Source organism: Nocardioides sp. Root190 (genome assembly GCF_001428565.1).
Taxonomy (GTDB): Bacteria; Actinomycetota; Actinomycetes; order Propionibacteriales; family Nocardioidaceae; genus Nocardioides.
On the sequence record NZ_LMIA01000011.1, the window covers coordinates 111,660 to 127,799 of the forward strand.

The following is a 16,140-nucleotide window of genomic DNA, read 5'->3' on the forward strand; positions in this document are numbered from 1 at the left end:
GAGCGAGGTGCTGCGGGCCCGGGGGCCTCGTCGGGGACGACGCTAGGCAGCGAGGCGACCGCGGTCAATCCGACTGGTCGACCTCCTGTGGACAAGCCTGTGGAAAAAGTTGTGGATGATCGGCCCTGTCGGTGGATGGAGGCGGGGGAATGGTGGGTTACCTGTGGATGAATCGGTGGATCACGGACGCCGCTGGGCGCCGTACGGCACGATGACCTGCGGAAATGGTGCTCCGTGGTTCCTCCACTGGTTGTGGAGAGAAAAAAGGTTGATCGACAACGTGAACGTGAGGCGGGTCACATGAGTGAGGAGCCGTACGACGGCACTCCGGTCGCCGCACTGCGTCGGATCGCGTTCCTGCTCGAGCGCGCCCGTGCGGACAGCTACAAGGTCAAGGCCTACCGGGGGGCTGCGGCCGCGGTGCTGGCGCTGACGCCCGACGAGGTCGCCGCGCGCGCCGCAGCCGGCACGCTGACCGACCTGCCCGGTGTCGGCGGCAGCACGGCCCGGGTGATCAGCCAGGCCGCGTCGGGGAGGCTGCCGGACAAGCTCGCCGAGGCCGAGCAGCAGTACGGCGCCCCGCTCACCTCCGGGGGAGCGGAGCTGCGCGCACACCTGCGGGGCGACCTGCACTCGCACTCGGACTGGTCCGACGGGGGATCGCCGATCGAGGAGATGGCGATGACCGCGATGGAGCTCGGTCACGACTACCTCGTCCTCACCGACCACTCACCCCGCCTGAAGATCGCGCGCGGCCTGTCGGTCGAGCGACTCACCCGCCAGCTCGACGTCGTGGCGGCGGTCAACGAGCACCTCGCCGGCTCGGGCTTCCGGCTGCTGCGGGGGATCGAGGTGGACATCCTCGACGACGGCCGGCTCGACCAGACCGACCTGATGCTCGGGCGTCTGGACGTGCGGGTGGCCAGCGTGCACTCCAAGCTCGCCATGGAGCCCGACGCGATGACCCGGCGGATGGTCGCTGCGGTCCGCAACCCCTTCACCAACGTGCTCGGCCACTGCACGGGCCGACTGGTCACCGGTGCCCGCGGCACCCGCGGCCAGTCGCGCTTCGACGCCCGCACCGTCTTCGAGGCGTGCGCCGAGGAGGGGGTGGCCGTCGAGATCAACTCCCGACCGGAGCGTCGCGACCCGCCGACCCGCCTGCTGGAGCTGGCCCGCGACATCGGGTGCCTGTTCTCGATCGACAGCGATGCCCACGCGCCGGGTCAGCTCGACTACCCCGTGCTGGGCTGCGAGCGGGCCGAGGCCGCCGGCATCGACGCCGACCGGATCGTCAACACCTGGCCCGTCGAGGAGCTGCTGGACTGGGCGCGCCCCTGATCGGCGGTCCACCGGGGCAGGCAGATCCTGCCTCCGGGGTCCCGGAAATCAGCGGGATCGGGTCGTAGGGTCGTGGCCATGGCTGGGCGGAGCAAACCGCGGGTGGAGGTACGACGGTCGGGTCGCCGACGTCGTACGGTGTCCGCCTATCGCGAGGGCGAGAAGATCGTCGTCCTGGTGCCGGACAACCTCACCGCCCCCGAGGAGCGGGCCTGGGTGACCAAGATGGTGGCCCGGGTCGAGCGCAAGGAGCTGCGCACCGCGGCACCGCGCGGGTGGGACGACGACGCGCTCGCCGAGCGGGCCCGCGAGCTCAGCGACGCCTACCTGGGTGGTCTGGCGGTGCCGGAATCGGTGCGCTGGGTGGCCAACCAGCGGTCCCGCTGGGGCTCCTGCACGCCGCGTGATCGCACGATCCGGCTGTCCGAGCGCCTGCAGCGGATGCCGGAGTGGGTGATCGACTACGTCCTCGTGCACGAGCTCGCGCACCTCATCGAGCCCCACCACGACGAGAAGTTCTGGGGCTGGGTGGCGCACTACCCGGCGGCCGAGAAGGCCAAGGGCTACCTGGCCGGTTGGTCCGACGCGTCGCGGCTGCCGCGTCCACCGTCCGAGGAGATCTTCCCGGCCGGCGACGCGGTCGACTGACGGCTCAGACGAGCACGCCCCGGGCGCGGGCGATCAGGTCGTGCATCTGCGGCTCGAGCTCGGGCAGGCCGTCCACCGGCCACCAACGCAGTGCGAGCGACTCCACGCTCACGATCTCGCGGGCGTCGGCGGGCGCCACGGCGGCGTACCTGACGTCGAGGTGGCTCACCTCGCCACGCGGGTCGCAGAAGGGCACGAGGTGGGCGTCGAGCTGCAACGGCACGGGGTGGAAGTCGAGACGGTCGATGCCGCTCTCCTCGTGCGCCTCGCGCTGCGCGACGGACGCCAGCGTGGGGTCGGCCTCCTCGGCGTGACCGCCGAAGTGGAACCACCGTCCGGCCTTGCGGTGCAGGTTGAGCAGCACCCGCTCGCCGGTGGCGTCGATGACGAGCGTGCCCGCCGTCAGGTGGTTCGGGTACGACGCCCGCCACATCCCGTCGGGGGTGGACTCCAGGTGCCGGACCATCCGGACCCGCAGCTCCTCCTCGGCAGCGTTCGGCGCCGCCCACTCCCGCAGGGTGGCGAGGGCGTCGGCGTGCAGTCCGCTCACTCCGCGGCGGGGTCCGGGCCGGTCCCGGGGGAGTCCGAGTCGGGCGACTCGGGGCCGTCGAGCAGCTTGCGCAGCTCGGCGTCGAACTCGTCCTCGGACAGCTCGGTCGGGGTGGTGGCCTGCTCGCGGAAGGAGAGCGGGTCGTCGAGGTCGCTCGCAGTCGGGAGCAGGTCGGGGTGCATCCACACGCCGTCGCGTGCCTCGGCCCCGGACCGGGCGCGCAGCCCGCCCCACAGGGTGGAGGCGTCGCGCAGGCGGCGCGGGCGCAGCTCCAGACCGACCAGTGCGGCGAAGGTCTGCTCGGCGGGTCCTCCGGCGGCCCGACGGCGGCGCACGGCCTCGCGGAGCTTGGCGGCACTCGGCATCCGCTCCTCGGTGGCCTGGCCGACGACCTCGTCGACCCAGCCCTCCACGAGGGCGAGCGCGATCTCGAGGCGCGAGAGGGCCTCGGTCTGGGCGGCGGTCTGCGGCGGGTCGAACAGTCCGCCCTCGAGCAGGCCCTGGACCGACTCGAGGTTGGTGGGATCGATGCCGCGCAGCTGCTCCTGGACCCGGTCCTGGATCTGCTGGGCGTTGATCTCGAGGCCACGGGCGTAGTCGGTGACCGCGCCCAGCAGGTGCTCGCGCAGCCACGGGACGTGGGCGAAGAGACGCTGGTGGGCAGCCTCGCGCAGCGCGAGGTAGAGGACGACGTCGTCCTCGCTGACGTCGAGTCCGTCCGCGAACGCGCGGACGTTGCTCATGACCAGTGCGGCCTTGCCGGCGGCTCCGAGGGGGAGCCCGATGTCGGAGGCGGTCAGCACCTCGCCCGCCAGCGCACCGAGGCCCTGTCCGACCTGCATGGCGAGCATGCCGCCGACGGCCTGGCCGATGATCCCGACGAGGGGTCCGGCCGCGGCCTTCATCTCCTCGGGGAGTCCGCTGGACAGTCCGGTGACCGAGCGCGCTGCGACGGGGTCGACGAGGACCTTCCACACCGGCTGGGTCTCGACCAGCCACTCGGTGCGCGACCACGCGGCCGTCGTACTCACGCCGGAGGGGAACTCCGTGGCCACGTCGAGCCAGTGGTCGGCGAGCCGGACGGCGTCGGCAACGCGGTCGTTGTCACGCTGGCTGACCGACGGGTCGGAGGCCTGGGCGACCTGCTTGCGGGCCATGTCGCTCGCGGCGTTCCAGTTGAGCGGACCGTCGTGGGGCTGCATCAGCGACTGGAGCTGCTGGATGAACGCCATCCCGCCCGCGCCGCCGAGGGCTCCGAGCGGGTTGGCTCCACCGGGGAACGCTCCGCCCAGGGCACCGAAGATCTGCTCGAACGGCGTGCCCTTGAAGGGGTTCGGCTGGTCGTCACCCGGGTCGCCCGGATTGTTGGTCATGCTCCGAATTTACGCCCGATCGCCAACCCGTGGTCTCGGGGACAGCCCTGAGCCTCCCCGGACATCGATCACTAGAGTCGAGCCATGGCACACCCCTGCGTCCGGCTCGTCGCGATCTCCGACCAGCCACTGTCCGTGACCGAGGTCCTCGACAGCCTGGAGGACGCCACCGCGGGCGGCCTGGTGCTCTTCGTCGGCCGGGTCCGCGACCACGACCACGGCCAGGGCGTGAGCGGGCTGTCGTACTCCGCGCACCCCTCGGCCCTGGAGCGGCTGCAGGAGGTCTGCGACCGGGTCGCGGAGGAGTACGACGTCACCGGGGTCGCCGCCGTGCACCGGGTCGGCGACCTCGCGATCGGCGACCTCGCGGTGGTCGTCGCGACGACCGCGGGGCACCGGGGGTCGTCCTTCGAGGCGAGCCGGGCCCTCATCGACACCCTGAAGGACGAGGTGCCGATCTGGAAGCACCAGCGCTTCGCGGACGGCAGCGACGAGTGGGTCGGCAGCCCGTAGCGGCTCCGGTCGCCCCAACCGGCGGTGCGCCGCGTGTCCTGACCGATCCGCGCCCACGGCCGACCTAAGGTCGTGGAGTGGAGATCCTGTTCTGGCTGCTGCCCGCCGCCGCCGCGACGACGCTCGCGATGGTGTGGGTCGGCTGGTGGGGCAGGGAGGGCCGGGGCGAGGTCGATCGCGACACGGCCGCCCGCCGGCTCGGCGAGGCGCTCTCCCGCGAGCGGGGTTCCCGCCCCGGGTACGCCGTACCGCCGCGTGAGGTGGACCCGGCCAGCGGTGTCGCGCTGCGGCCCTCGAAGGTCCGCCCCGTCGTGCTGCCGGGGTCCGGCGAGCCGGACGTCGTCGAGCCCGTGGTGGTCGAGCCGACCCTCGCCTCGGACGACACGCCCGACGAGCAGGTCACCCGGGACCGCCGCGCGTCGTGACGACCCTCACCCGCGGCGACGTTGGCGCGGTCTGAGAAGGTAGGCGCCATGAGCCAGCGCCTGATCGCCGTGTGCATCGCGGGACCACTGGCGCTCATCCTCGGCGGGATCGCGCTGTCGGTTCCGCTGCCGTACGCCTCCTACAGCCCCGGGCCGACCTTCGACATCCTCGGCAAGGACGCCGACGAGGCGGAGTTCGTGCAGGTCGACGGCCAGAAGGTCTACTACGACGAGGGCCAGATCCGCTTCACCACCGTGATCGCCACCTCCAACGGTGACCGCCTCACGCTCGGCGACGCGCTGGCGCGGTGGCTGGACCCCGACAAGGCGGTCGTGCCGTACGACGTCGTGCACCCGCCGGAGCAGTCCGCGGAGGCCGAGCAGGCCGAGGGCGCGATCCAGATGACGACCTCGCAGGACGTCGCCAAGGCCATCGCGCTGGAGGAGCTGGGCCACGACGTACGGGCGGCGGTCCAGGTCGCGGCCGTCAATGCCGAGGGACCGGCCTACGACAAGCTCCAGGTGCGCGACATCTTCAAGGAGGTCGACGGGGTCCCGGTCACCAAGAGCCAGGACGTCGTGGACGCGGTCAAGAAGCACGCGGACCTGTCCAACGTCGAGTTCCGCATCCTGCGGGGCAAGGACGAGCTGACCGTGCGGGTCAAGCCGGAGGAGCTCGAGGGGTCCCCACGTGTGGGGATCTCGCTGGGCCTGGGCTATGAGTTCCCGTTCGGCATCCAGCTCCGCGTCGACCCGACGGTGGGCGGTCCGAGCGCCGGCCTGATGTTCTCGCTCGCCATCTACGACACCCTCACTCCCGGCTCGCTGACCGGCGGAGCGACCATCGCCGGCACCGGTGAGCTGTTGCCGGACGGCTCCGTCGGCCCGATCGGCGGCATCGCGCAGAAGATCGCGGGAGCCGAGGACGCCGGTGCCGAGCTGTTCCTGGTCCCTGAGGCCAACTGCCCGGACGTGAAGGACCTGGACCCCGACCTGCGTCTGGTCAAGGCGACCACGATGCACGAGTCCCGTCTGGCCCTGGAGAAGTGGGCCGACGACCGCGACGCCGAGCTGCCGACCTGTTGACCTGACCTGCTGCCCCAGCAACCCGCACGAACAGAAGTGAGCCCCATGGACTACGAGCTGGATGTCGACCCGGCCCTGGCAACGGCCGTGCTCGAGGTCGAGAGGCACCACTCCCGGTCGGGCTGGGACCAGCCCGCCCGGCTGTACGCCCTGGTCGACACCGGGCAGCTCGTCGAGCAGGAGCCTGCCCTGGCCGCCCAGCTCGGCCTCGACTCACCGCGCGAACGGGGCTCGCTGACCCCGATCGAGCAGGAGGAGCTGCCCGAGGGCCAGGAGCTCGAAGAGGTGCTGCCGGGCATCGTGTGGCCGGACATGGTCGTGGGTTGTGCTGCGGTGGTCGAGCGCCTCGTGCTCCCGCCGGCGGCGGACGGACAGGTGCCGGAGGACCGGGACGCAGCGATCGAGTTCGCCCGCGACCACCCCGACGCCGAGGAGGTGCGCATCGTGGCCGCCGTGACCCGCCACGGCGCCGCCTACTGCGCGCTGCGGATGCGCAGCGAGGACAACGACATGGCCGTGATGGGCGGAACAGACCTGGTGCCGGCGCTCATCGAGCTCCTGCGTGGCACGCTGGACGAGGCGGACGACGAGCCGATGGGTGGCAACGATGAGTAATCTTTTCGACGAGGACCCGGATCGCCCTGCGCCCGAGCGTCCCGGCCGGCGTGCACGTGCGCTGGTCATCACCGGTGTCGTGCTCGTGGTGGGCTTCTTCCTGCTCACCGCCTTCGCGTCGATCTACACCGATCGCCTCTGGTACAAGGAGGTCGGCTACAGCCAGGTCTTCAGCACGATGCTGTGGACCCGGGTCGGCCTCTTCGTCGGCTTCGGCGCGCTCATGGCGGCGATCGTGGCCGCCAACATGCACCTGGCGCACCGCTTCCGGCCGATGTTCCGGATGGCTCCCGCTGACGCCAGCGTCGAGCGCTACCGCGAAGCCGTCACCCCGATCCGGGGCTGGCTCCTGGCCGGCGTCGCGCTCGTGGTCGGCATCTTCGCCGGCACCTCCGCGATCGGTCAGTGGCGCACCTTCCTGTTGTGGCGCAACGCCGAGGACTTCGGCAAGGACGACGCCTACTTCAACAAGGACATCAGCTTCTTCGTCTTCCACCTGCCGTGGTGGAACTTCGTCGTCGACTTCATGATGGCCGCGACCGTCGTCGCGCTGATCGGCACGGCCGTCGTCCACTACCTGTACGGCGGCATCCGCCTCCAGCAGTCGCACGACCGGCTCTCGGGCGCTGCCCAGGTGCAGCTCTCGGTCCTGCTCGGCATCTTCGTGCTGGCCAAGTCGGTCGACTACTACCTCGACCGCTACGACCTGGTCACCGAGGACCACCGGCTCTTCACCGGCATGAACTACACGGCGGAGAACGCCCTGCTCCCGGCGCGCAACATCCTCGTCGGGGTCGCGCTGATCTGTGCCGTGCTGTTCTTCCTCAACATCTGGCGCAAGACCTGGCAGCTGCCCTCCGTCGGCCTGGCGCTCCTCGCGCTCTCGGCCGTGCTGCTCGGGATGATCTGGCCGGCGATGGTGCAGAGCTTCCAGGTGAAGCCGTCGGAGGCGGACAAGGAGAAGTCCTACCTCCAGGCCAACATCAAAGCCACCCTCGAGGCCTACGAGCTCAACGAGATCGACACCGAGCAGTACCGCGGTGTGCCGACGGGGGACACGGGACTGACGGAGGGCCAGGCGGTCCTCGCGCAGCTGACCAACACCCCGGTCGTCGATCCCCAGCAGGTTCGCGAGACCTTCCAGCAGCGCCAGGCACTGCGGGCCTACTACTCGCTGCCGAACGTGCTCGACGTGGATCGCTACGAGATCGAGGGCGAGCAGGTCCCGCTCGTGATGGGCGTGCGCGAGCTCGACCAGAGCGGCATCAACTCCGGCGACCAGAACTGGTCCAACCTGCACACGGTCTACACGCACGGTGAGGGTCTGATCGCGGCCTACGCGAACCGACTGTCCACCAGTGAGGTCAACGGAAAGATCGTGTGGGCCGAGGGCGTGCGCACCGACGACGGCGGCGGCGGGAACGCCCTGACGAAGGCGGGCGAGTTCGAGACGCGGATCTACTTCGGCGAGAAGAGCCCGACGTACTCCGTGGTCGGCAAGTCGGGCGAGGGTGCGGACAGTGTCGAGCTCGGTCTGGCCGACACCAACAGCGATGAGGGCGACCAGCGGACCACGTACGACGGCAAGGGTGGGGTGAAGGTGGGCAGCACCTTCAACCAGCTGATGTACGCGATCAAGTTCGGTGAGCCGAACTTCCTGCTCTCGGGTCGTGTCAACGACAAGTCGAAGGTCCTCTACAACCGCACGCCGGTCGAGCGGGTCGAGAAGGTCGCGCCCTGGTTGACCCTGGACGGTGACCCCTACCCGGCCGTGGTGTCGGGCCGGGTCCAGTGGATCGTCGACGGCTACACGACCACCGACAAGTACCCCAACTCGCAGCGCGAGTCGTTCGAGGCGATGATCGACGACTCCCAGCAGCAGGAGACCGGTCTCCAGGCGATCCCGACCGACGAGATCAACTACATGCGCTCGGCGGTCAAGGCGACCGTCGACGCCTACGACGGCACGGTCACCCTCTACCAGTGGGACGAGAGCGACCCGATCCTGAAGACGTGGATGAAGGTCTTCCCGGACGCCGTGCAGCCGAAGTCCGCGATCAGCGAGGAGCTCGCCAAGCACCTGCGCTACCCCGAGGACCTGTTCAAGGTCCAGCGTTACCAGCTGGCGAAGTACCACGTCACCGACGCGGGCGAGTTCTACTCCGGCAACGACCGCTGGGACGTCCCCGAGGACCCGAACGCCTCCCGTCCGGTGTTCCAGCCGCCCTACCGACTGTTCTCGACGGGTGTCGGCGGCACCGACGACTGGTCGCTGACCTCGGTCTTCGTGCCGTACCGCAAGAGCACCTTGGCGTCGTACCTCCAGGTGAACTCGGACGCGACCTCCGATGCCTTCGGCAAGCTCCGGCTGCTCGAGGTCACCGACGCGAACACCCCCGGCCCCGGCCAGGTCGCCAACCAGATGCAGCAGGAGAAGGCCGTCGCCGACGCACTGCAGCAGTACCGCGTATCGGGCGCCACCCCGCCGCGGTTCGGCAACCTGCTCACGTTGCCGGTCCAGGACGGTCTGATCTACATCCAGCCGGTCTACGCACAGCGGACCGGGGGCACGTCGAGCTTCCCGATCCTGCAGTTCGTCGTGGTGAAGTACGGCGAGGACGTCGGCATCGCCGACAGCCTGGTGGGCGCGCTCGGCAACGCACTCGGAGTCGACCTCGAGGACGACACCCCGACGCCGACGCCGACGCCGGACCCGGAGCCGGGTGAGCCGGGCGATCCCGAGCCGGACCCGGAGCCGAACGGTTCCCTGGACGACCGGATCGCCGCCGCGCTGCGTGAGGCCGACACAGCCTTCAAGGCTGCGGAGACGGCCCAGGCTGCGAACGACACGGTGAAGTGGGCGGCCGAACTGGAGAAGGCCGAGGCAGCGGTCAACAGGGCTGTCAGCCTGGCCAACCAGCGCGACGCGGAGTAGTCGGCGATGTCGGCCGAGATCGAGGTCGTCCACCGCTTCCTGGGGCGTCTGCAGGAGATGGACGCCGCCGGGGCGGTGGACCTCTGTGCCGACGACGTGATCTACCAGAACGTCCCGCTGCCGGCGGCGCGTGGCCGCAAGGCCGTGCGCCGTCAGCTGCGGGCGATGACCCGGCTCGGCACCGGGTTCGAGGTCGAGATGGTCAACATCGCGGCCAACGGTCCGGTGGTGCTGACCGAGCGGGTCGACGTGCTGCGCCGCAAGAACTTCTCGATGGAGTTCTGGGTGTGTGGCACGTTCGAGGTCCGGGACGGGAAGATCGTCCTGTGGCGCGACTACTTCGACTGGCCGACCTTCCTCGCCTCGGGTGTGCGGGGCGCGGGTCGCGCCGCGATGGGCGCCGTCGCCCGCCGCCGCGCCGCCCGCTGAACCACCTTCGGCCTGACGCGGAGTGCCCGACGTGCTGCTGACCCTGGACCTGATCGGCATCCTCGTCTTCGCCGTCTCCGGCGGCCTGGTCGCGGTGCGCAACCAGCTCGACATCGTGGGTGTCGTGGTGCTCGCGATGGCCACCGGTCTCGGCGGCGGTGTGATCCGCGACGTCGTCATCGGCGCAGTGCCGCCGCCGGCAGTCGAGGACTGGCGCTACCTGCTCGTCCCCGCCGTCGGGGGACTGGTGACCTTCTGGTGGCACCCCGCGGTCGAACGCCTCGAGCGGGTGATCAACGTCTTCGACGCCTGCGGGCTCGGACTCTTCTGCGTCGCAGGGGCGGTCAAGGCCCAGGAGTACGGCCTCGGACCGGTCCCCTCGGCCGCGCTCGGCATGGTCACGGGCGTCGGCGGCGGCATCATCCGGGACCTGATGGTGGGGCGGGTGCCGGTGATCTTCCGGTACGGCGAGCTCTACGCGATCCCTGCCCTGGCGGGCGCTGCGGTGGCGGCGACCGGCATCGAGCTCGGGCTGGAGCCTGCCGTGATCGTCGGGCCGGCCGCCGCCGTGACGATCGGCTGGCGACTGATCGCGCTGCGCCGGGGCTGGGCTGCTCCGGTGCCTCGCGAACGGCCACCAGCCGGTCGCTGAGCCCTGTCGGCTCGCGCGGTCAGGGGCGGCCGCGGTCGAAACCGCCGCCACCGCCGCCACCCGGGCCACCGCCGGTGAACTCGCCCGCAGTGACGGTCCCGGCGTCGGTGCCGTCCACCTCCAGGTTGTAGCTCTCACCGGTGGTGATGTCGCCGGAGCTGGCGACCACTGCGCTCGTGGAGCGGGTCGCGGCGTACGACGCGACGACGGTGCCGTTCGCGTCGAGCACCGAGACCTCCTGGCCGGCCTCCGCGGTGGTGGAGAGGGTGGCGGCGATCCAGCCCTGCGGTGAGGTGGTGGTCGGGGCGGTGGACAGGCCGCCGACCGCGATGAGCGTGCCGCCGGACACGACGACCTCGCCGTTCGCGTCGATCGACCCGTCGCCGCCGCCGCGGGCAGCGCTGTCGACGACGACGGTGCCCCCGGTCAGCGTGGCGTTGCCGTTGGTGTCGAGGCCGTCGGCCCCGGCGTCGACGTGGACCTCTCCGCCGCTGATGGTCAGCAGGACGCCGTCCTGGACCGCTTCGCCACCGCCGCCGGGTCCCTGCTGCTGGGCTCCGGCTGCGCTGTCGGCGTCGTCGGCGTCCTCGGTGTCGGTCTTCGTGGTGGTCGCGTTGAGGCCGTCCTCGCTCGCGGTCACCTCGACGGTGCCGCCGGCGATGGTGATCTGCTTGCCCTCGAGGCCTTCGAGGGAGCTGGTCACCGTCAGCGTGCCGTCGGCGACGTTGAGCGCACCGACGGTGTCGACGCCGTCGCTGCCGGCGGCGATGGTGACGGTGCCGCCGTCGAGCTGGAACCAGCCGAGCTCCTTGGTCGCTCCGCTGGAGGTCTCGGTGCTCTCGTTGTCGGCCTTGAGGCCGTCGCCGCCCGCGGAGACGGTGATCTCGCCGTCCTCGACGACGAGGTAGTCCTTGCCGCGGATGCCGTCGTCGACGGCGGTGACGTCGATGGATCCGGAGAGGATGACCAACCCGTCCTTGCTGGCGATCGCGTCGTTGCTGGCGCCGTCGACGGTCAGGGAGCCGGTGCCGGCGATGGTGAGGTCGGCCAGCGAGAAGAGGGTGGCCGTGGGTGCGTCCTCCTCTTCGTCGTCTGCTGCCGAGGCGGCCGCGTCGGCCAGCGTGTTGTTGGCGCCGTCGGCGAGGATCACGACGGCTTCGTCGGCCTGGGCGATCACCACGGGGGAGGTGGTGGCCGAGGTGATGTCGACCCCGTCGAGCACCAGCTCCACCTTGCCCTCACCGGCGCTGTCGACGACGAGCTGGCCGTCGGTGAGGGTGCCGGAGATGACGTAGGTGCCGGCTGCGGTGATCGTCACGACGTCGCCGTCGACAGCGGCGCCCTCGCCGTCGACGGCGGTGGCACTGTCGGTGAGCGTGATCGTGGTGGCGTCCGCGGCGTCGTACTCACCGTCGTCGGCGTCGGCATGGGTCGCCTCGATGCTGGAGACCGTCGCCGCGGCGAGGCTGGTCCCGGCAGTGGTCGCGTCGTCGGCGGTGGCGCCGCACGCGGAGAGGGCAGCGAGGGTGACGGCGGCACTCGCCGCGGCGGCGATCCGGCGGCGGAGGGGCTGGAGGTTCATGGGGCGTTCCTTCGGTGTGGTCGGTTCAGGCGGCGCGGTGGACGCCGAGGTGCTGGTGGAGGGTGCGGTGCCACTTGAGGCGCGGCAGGTCGGGGTGCAGCGCGGCCATGCCGACGCCGTACTTGGAGATCCGGATCGGTCGGTGGCCGTGTCGCCACAGCAGGCGATCCATCTCGGAGGGCGTGGACCCGGTCTTGGTCTCGACGATGGCCAGGGATGGTCGGTCGAGGTCGCGTCCCGAGGCCAGCGAGGTCCAGCCGAGGTCGACGTCGATCGTCACCCGGCTGCTGGACTGCGGCAGGAAGAGGGTGGTGCGCTGGTACGCCGTGACGATGACCGGCCGCAGCGCACTGGTGCTCCGGCCGATGATCCCGGCCGCGAACTGGTGTCCCTCGACGGTGAGGCCGCCGTTGACCTCCGCGTCGGGGTGCGGGATCCGCTGCTTGAGGTTGTGCCCCCGGCTGGTGCGGGTCTTCACCTCGAGCCACGAGTCGCGGGTGTCGAGGTAGGTCCGGGAGCGGACCTTCCAGCGCTGACGGTGGCCGCGCCCGGCGACCAGGTAGCTCTGGTGGTCCGGGGTGTCGAGGTACGTCGAGCGGTACCCGAATCGGCGCCGCCCCTCGATCTCGAGCACCTGGGCGTCGGCGGGCAGGGCGGCCAGGAGCGTGTCGAGGAGGTGGATCGGCAGGACGTACTTGCGATCGACCCGGGTCAGGAGCTCCGCCCGCTCGACCAGCTCGGCGAGGCCGATCGGAGCGAGCTCGTCGACGGACCGCGTGGGCGTCAGTTCGACGGTCATCGCAGCATCTCCTGCTGGGGGATGCCGTGCTGCGGGACCATCTCGGTCGAGGTGCCGGGGTGGTAGCGGACCGCGACGAGCGTGGTGTCGTCGACCAGGTCGGTGCGCAGGACGGAGACCGAGACGACCTCCGCGCCGAGCAGTCCCTCGAGGTGCGCGATGAGCGCGGTCCGGTCGGTGATCGCCCGGTCGAGCAGGAGCTGCTGGCTCTCGGTGCGCCGCGTGGACATGATGGTGTCGCCGATCGCGACCGCAGCGAGGACGGCCGTCATGAGTGCGATGTCCACCCAGGTCGGGGACTGGTCGATGCCACTGAGGAGGCCGAGGGCGAGGGCGGCGAAGTAGTAGGCGATCTCGCTCTGCGCGAGCTCCTCGGAGCGCAGCCTGATGATCGACAGGATGCCGAAGAGCCCCAAGCCGAGTCCGGCGCCGATGGTCGAGCTGCTCAGCGCGGCGGAGACCGCGAGCACTCCGACGTTGACGGTCAGGAACGCGACCACCAGCTCCGGACGGCGGTGGCGGGGGAGGAAGAGGCCGAAGACGAGGATCGCGATGGCGATCACGTCGGCGACGTACAAGGCATAGGTCGGCATGAACTGAACTCCTGGTGTCGATCGTGTGAACGACCACCAGTAGGCCGGAGCAGGATGTCGCGAACCTCTGAGGTTCCTGTGCGCTCTCTGTGGGTGTGGGAACCACCGACCTCAGGGGCCGAAGGGCCGCTGTCGTTGTCGATTTGGCCGGGTTGGGCCTGTGCCGTAATGTTCACATCACCGGCGCGGGGTGGAGCAGCTCGGTAGCTCGCTGGGCTCATAACCCAGAGGTCGCAGGTTCAAATCCTGCCCCCGCTACAAAGTAAAAGTGCAGGTCAGAAGCGGTTTTCGGAGAGATCCGGGAACCGCTTCTTGCATCTCCGAGGACGTCTCGTACGCAATTCGTACGCAAGCGTTGCCACGTGGGCGCGGTCCGAATCAGCACGGATGCGACCGGACGACCGTGGACAGATCCGGATTTTCGCTACCCCGCAGCGTCCTTCCACTGATGTCCACAGATGACGGGCGGCCTGCGACGACGCCCCCGGCATGCGCGCGGCACAGTCGGCTCGCGTGCAGCGGCAATCGACCGTCGGGGCGCGGCTACGCCCAGACGCGTCTGGATCCCGGCACGGGGCACTGCGCGTGAAAACACCCAGTCGGCGAAAGACGTCCATAGGCGTCCGGTACGACGGGGAGTTGCGAGATCGGAAGTCAGCACCCGGAGGAGTGCAGGGCTCGGTACGGAAGCCGCCGGTCGGCTCGGCTACGGCCTCATCGACCCCTGCGTCGCTCAGCAGGCACGCGCTCGCCCGATGGAGGCTCTTCCGGCGCACGCACACGGGCGCCCGAAGCGTGCTGCAGGACGCCCGTGTGGGGCGCCTTGTAGTGAGCGACGCAAACCGATGCTGCGGTGGTGCACGCGTGGACAGTGCTCAAGCTGGCCCGTCGGAGGCCGTCGATGACGGGTTGGGGTGCGGGAACGATTCGTCGGGCTCGGATGTCGTCGGGTGAGACCCAGACGACGTCCTCTCCAGGGGAGGTGAGGTCGGCCTCGGCTTCGTTGTGGGCTCGGATGGACAACTCTCGAGCGGGGCCGGTCAGGTTGGGCGCTTCGGCCTTGTCCGCTATGACGTAGGCGAGTTCGGATGCGGACTCATGTGCGTGGAGTGCTGCGGTGGCGGCGAGTTCGAGCCCGGGCCTCGTCGCAATGGTGTTGAGGCTGGCCAGGGTCGTGGTGTCGTGGGTGAGTTCGCGCAATGCGGCGCGGACCTCTGCCGCGGCGCGCATCAGGTCGGGGTCCAGCCGGGCGTCGGGGGCAGTCAGGTCGCCCCAGCGGCTGGCGAGGTTGCTCCACGCCTGGCCCGCCTCGGCGATTGCTGGCGTGAGTCGGTCGGTGGATCTGATGTGGCCGGCGAGCTGTGCGGCCTCGAGGATGACGATCGCGGCTCCGGCGATGAGTCCTTGGGTTCTGGTGATGAGGACCATGTTGGTGTTCCAGGCGTCGGAGGCGAGTGTGCGGTGGGCCTGGATGTCCCACCCGGCGAGAGCGCGGGCGATCCGCGCGTCGTCCTCGATCGGTGGTCTGACTTCCCCGGCAATTGCTCGGGTGAACCGGCCGTCGAGATATCGGCCGGCGGCCGCCTCGGAGACCGCCATGCGGTGGATCCACGCGGTGGTCGACGCCACTGCGTAGGGGGACTGGAGTGGGTTGAGCGCGACGGGGCGATCGGTGCCGAGCGCTTCGGCGTAGAGGTTGTGGCCGTGCTGGTGCAGAGAGACGCCGACGGCGTGTGCACTGAGGTACAGGGCGTGAATGATCCGAGCGCGCGCTGCCTCGAGGTCGCGGAAGGTATCGGCGCGCTGGATCGGAATGTCGGGGCCGTATCGGTGCACCAGATCGCCTGCGTGGCCGAGGGTCTGGGTCATCTGAGCGATGCGCGGATCGGGCGGGCTGGCCGGTGGCCAACTGCTGTGGCGCAACTTCTTGGTGATCGTGTCCGCGAGGGAGACAAGGCGGGTGATGGGTTCGTCGCGGGTGCGCGCGCCTGCCCCGAATCCCTGCCCGGGCAGACTGCTCCACACCGACGCAGCCGCGGTGACCAGGCCGGGCCAGGCTTGAAGAAGGCGCCCCGCGTCTTCGCCGGCAACGTCCATCAGCAGGCGACGCGCGGTGTCGTCGACGTCGTGGAGAAGTTCGCCGACGGTGCGGATGTCGCGAGTGGTGAGCGGAACTTCCGTGGCGTCGAAGAGCGCATCGTCGACGTCGGCAAAATCGCGGAGGCGGTCAGCATCCAAGGTCGCGTGCCTCCCGGACCAGGTCACACAGGTCGACCACCAACTGAGAGGTATTGACCAGATCGACGCGATGGGCTGGCAGCGATCGGGTGAGTTCGTGCGCGGCCGTCAGCAACTGCAGTGCGCTCTGCGGATCGCGGTCGTTCTGGTCAACATCGGGCAGTCGGTAACCCTCGGGGAGGCGCGAGCCGATCTGCGCACCTGCCAGATAGACGCCGAGACCGAGGGACTGCCACGCGACATCGAGCTTTGCCCCTGCCCAGAGCCGGGCGGCAGCCTGGTCGAGGAGGCGAGAGATGGAGGCGAGGCGGCCCCAGGTGTCATCGGCGACGGGGCTGTCCACGAAACGCTTCCTTTCGCA

Annotated in this window: 16 protein-coding genes and 1 tRNA gene; 10 read left to right on the forward strand and 7 right to left on the reverse strand. The window is 70.3% G+C overall.

Going from position 1 to position 16,140, the window contains the following annotated elements:
- Nucleotides 1-300 precede the first annotated feature (300 nt).
- Nucleotides 301-1,341, forward strand: coding sequence for a PHP domain-containing protein (locus ASE01_RS17710; protein WP_056755315.1), 1,041 nt, complete (start codon nt 301-303; stop codon nt 1,339-1,341).
- A 78-nt stretch (nt 1,342-1,419) separates the two neighbouring features.
- Nucleotides 1,420-1,989 carry a M48 family metallopeptidase gene (locus ASE01_RS17715; RefSeq protein WP_082606189.1) on the forward strand — a complete coding sequence of 190 codons (570 nt, stop codon included), beginning with the start codon at nt 1,420-1,422 and terminating at the stop codon, nt 1,987-1,989.
- A gap of 4 nt (nt 1,990-1,993) precedes the next feature.
- On the opposite strand, the gene ASE01_RS17720 is transcribed toward ASE01_RS17715, so the two are convergent.
- A complete protein-coding gene (locus ASE01_RS17720) occupies nt 1,994-2,539 on the reverse strand; it encodes an NUDIX hydrolase (protein ID WP_235536088.1) in 546 nt (181 codons plus the stop codon).
- Complete coding sequence (locus tag ASE01_RS17725) at nt 2,536-3,912, reverse strand: zinc-dependent metalloprotease (RefSeq protein WP_056755321.1); 1,377 nt, start codon at nt 3,910-3,912, stop codon at nt 2,536-2,538. The genes ASE01_RS17720 and ASE01_RS17725 overlap by 4 nt, the downstream gene beginning before the upstream one ends.
- An 84-nt stretch (nt 3,913-3,996) precedes the next feature.
- Here ASE01_RS17725 and ASE01_RS17730 point away from each other — a divergent pair, with 84 nt between their 5' ends.
- From ASE01_RS17730 to ASE01_RS17760, 7 genes are all read left to right on the forward strand, one after another.
- Nucleotides 3,997-4,425, forward strand: coding sequence for a molybdenum cofactor biosynthesis protein MoaE (locus tag ASE01_RS17730; RefSeq protein WP_056755324.1), 429 nt, complete (start codon nt 3,997-3,999; stop codon nt 4,423-4,425).
- A gap of 77 nt (nt 4,426-4,502) precedes the next feature.
- On the forward strand, nt 4,503-4,850 hold the full coding sequence (locus tag ASE01_RS17735) for a hypothetical protein (protein ID WP_056755327.1): 348 nt from the start codon (nt 4,503-4,505) through the stop codon (nt 4,848-4,850).
- 48 nt (nt 4,851-4,898) lie between these two features.
- Nucleotides 4,899-5,936: a PDZ domain-containing protein gene (locus tag ASE01_RS17740; RefSeq protein ID WP_056755332.1), complete on the forward strand. Its 1,038-nt coding sequence runs from the start codon at nt 4,899-4,901 to the stop codon at nt 5,934-5,936.
- A 45-nt stretch (nt 5,937-5,981) separates the two neighbouring features.
- Nucleotides 5,982-6,551, forward strand: coding sequence for a PPA1309 family protein (locus tag ASE01_RS17745; protein ID WP_056755336.1), 570 nt, complete (start codon nt 5,982-5,984; stop codon nt 6,549-6,551).
- Nucleotides 6,544-9,486, forward strand: a complete 2,943-nt coding sequence (locus ASE01_RS17750; protein ID WP_082606190.1) for a UPF0182 family protein — start codon at nt 6,544-6,546, stop codon at nt 9,484-9,486. Before ASE01_RS17745 ends, ASE01_RS17750 begins: the two co-directional genes overlap by 8 nt.
- A 6-nt stretch (nt 9,487-9,492) precedes the next feature.
- Nucleotides 9,493-9,915, forward strand: coding sequence for a limonene-1,2-epoxide hydrolase family protein (locus ASE01_RS17755; RefSeq protein WP_056755343.1), 423 nt, complete (start codon nt 9,493-9,495; stop codon nt 9,913-9,915).
- Between the two features lie 31 nt (nt 9,916-9,946).
- Nucleotides 9,947-10,567 carry a trimeric intracellular cation channel family protein gene (locus tag ASE01_RS17760; RefSeq protein ID WP_082606213.1) on the forward strand — a complete coding sequence of 207 codons (621 nt, stop codon included), beginning with the start codon at nt 9,947-9,949 and terminating at the stop codon, nt 10,565-10,567.
- A 19-nt stretch (nt 10,568-10,586) separates the two neighbouring features.
- Here the strand turns inward: ASE01_RS17760 and ASE01_RS17765 are convergent, their stop codons facing one another.
- Genes ASE01_RS17765 through ASE01_RS17775 form a run of 3 tightly spaced genes read right to left on the reverse strand, consistent with a single transcriptional unit; the run spans nt 10,587 to nt 13,541 of the window.
- The gene (locus ASE01_RS17765; protein ID WP_056755351.1) at nt 10,587-12,149 is read right to left on the reverse strand and encodes a carbohydrate-binding domain-containing protein; all 1,563 of its coding nucleotides are present in this window, start codon (nt 12,147-12,149) and stop codon (nt 10,587-10,589) included.
- 25 nt (nt 12,150-12,174) lie between these two features.
- Nucleotides 12,175-12,948, reverse strand: coding sequence for a polyphosphate polymerase domain-containing protein (locus ASE01_RS17770; RefSeq protein ID WP_056755355.1), 774 nt, complete (start codon nt 12,946-12,948; stop codon nt 12,175-12,177).
- A complete protein-coding gene (locus ASE01_RS17775) occupies nt 12,945-13,541 on the reverse strand; it encodes a DUF4956 domain-containing protein (RefSeq protein WP_056755359.1) in 597 nt (198 codons plus the stop codon). Before ASE01_RS17775 ends, ASE01_RS17770 begins: the two co-directional genes overlap by 4 nt.
- 184 nt (nt 13,542-13,725) lie before the next feature.
- Here ASE01_RS17775 and ASE01_RS17780 point away from each other — a divergent pair.
- Nucleotides 13,726-13,799 (forward strand) — tRNA-Met (locus tag ASE01_RS17780).
- Between the two features lie 456 nt (nt 13,800-14,255).
- Here ASE01_RS17780 and ASE01_RS17785 read toward each other — a convergent pair.
- Both ASE01_RS17785 and ASE01_RS17790 read right to left on the reverse strand, forming a co-directional pair.
- Nucleotides 14,256-15,779, reverse strand: coding sequence for a hypothetical protein (locus ASE01_RS17785; protein ID WP_157537478.1), 1,524 nt, complete (start codon nt 15,777-15,779; stop codon nt 14,256-14,258).
- Nucleotides 15,769-16,122: a hypothetical protein gene (locus tag ASE01_RS17790; RefSeq protein ID WP_056755365.1), complete on the reverse strand. Its 354-nt coding sequence runs from the start codon at nt 16,120-16,122 to the stop codon at nt 15,769-15,771. Before ASE01_RS17790 ends, ASE01_RS17785 begins: the two co-directional genes overlap by 11 nt.
- Nucleotides 16,123-16,140 lie beyond the last annotated feature (18 nt).

Bases quoted from the DNA above. Each gene is read 5' to 3' on its own strand.
- ASE01_RS17710 (WP_056755315.1), top strand. From the start codon at position 301: ATGAGTGAGGAGCCGTACGACGGCACTCCGGTCGCCGCACTGCGTCGG.
- ASE01_RS17715 (WP_082606189.1), top strand. From the start codon at position 1,420: ATGGCTGGGCGGAGCAAACCGCGGGTGGAGGTACGACGGTCGGGTCGC.
- ASE01_RS17725 (WP_056755321.1), bottom strand. From the start codon at position 3,912: ATGACCAACAATCCGGGCGACCCGGGTGACGACCAGCCGAACCCCTTC.
- ASE01_RS17730 (WP_056755324.1), top strand. From the start codon at position 3,997: ATGGCACACCCCTGCGTCCGGCTCGTCGCGATCTCCGACCAGCCACTG.
- ASE01_RS17740 (WP_056755332.1), top strand. From the start codon at position 4,899: ATGAGCCAGCGCCTGATCGCCGTGTGCATCGCGGGACCACTGGCGCTC.
- ASE01_RS17745 (WP_056755336.1), top strand. From the start codon at position 5,982: ATGGACTACGAGCTGGATGTCGACCCGGCCCTGGCAACGGCCGTGCTC.
- ASE01_RS17750 (WP_082606190.1), top strand. From the start codon at position 6,544: ATGAGTAATCTTTTCGACGAGGACCCGGATCGCCCTGCGCCCGAGCGT.
- ASE01_RS17755 (WP_056755343.1), top strand. From the start codon at position 9,493: ATGTCGGCCGAGATCGAGGTCGTCCACCGCTTCCTGGGGCGTCTGCAG.
- ASE01_RS17765 (WP_056755351.1), bottom strand. From the start codon at position 12,149: ATGAACCTCCAGCCCCTCCGCCGCCGGATCGCCGCCGCGGCGAGTGCC.
- ASE01_RS17770 (WP_056755355.1), bottom strand. From the start codon at position 12,948: ATGACCGTCGAACTGACGCCCACGCGGTCCGTCGACGAGCTCGCTCCG.
- ASE01_RS17775 (WP_056755359.1), bottom strand. From the start codon at position 13,541: ATGCCGACCTATGCCTTGTACGTCGCCGACGTGATCGCCATCGCGATC.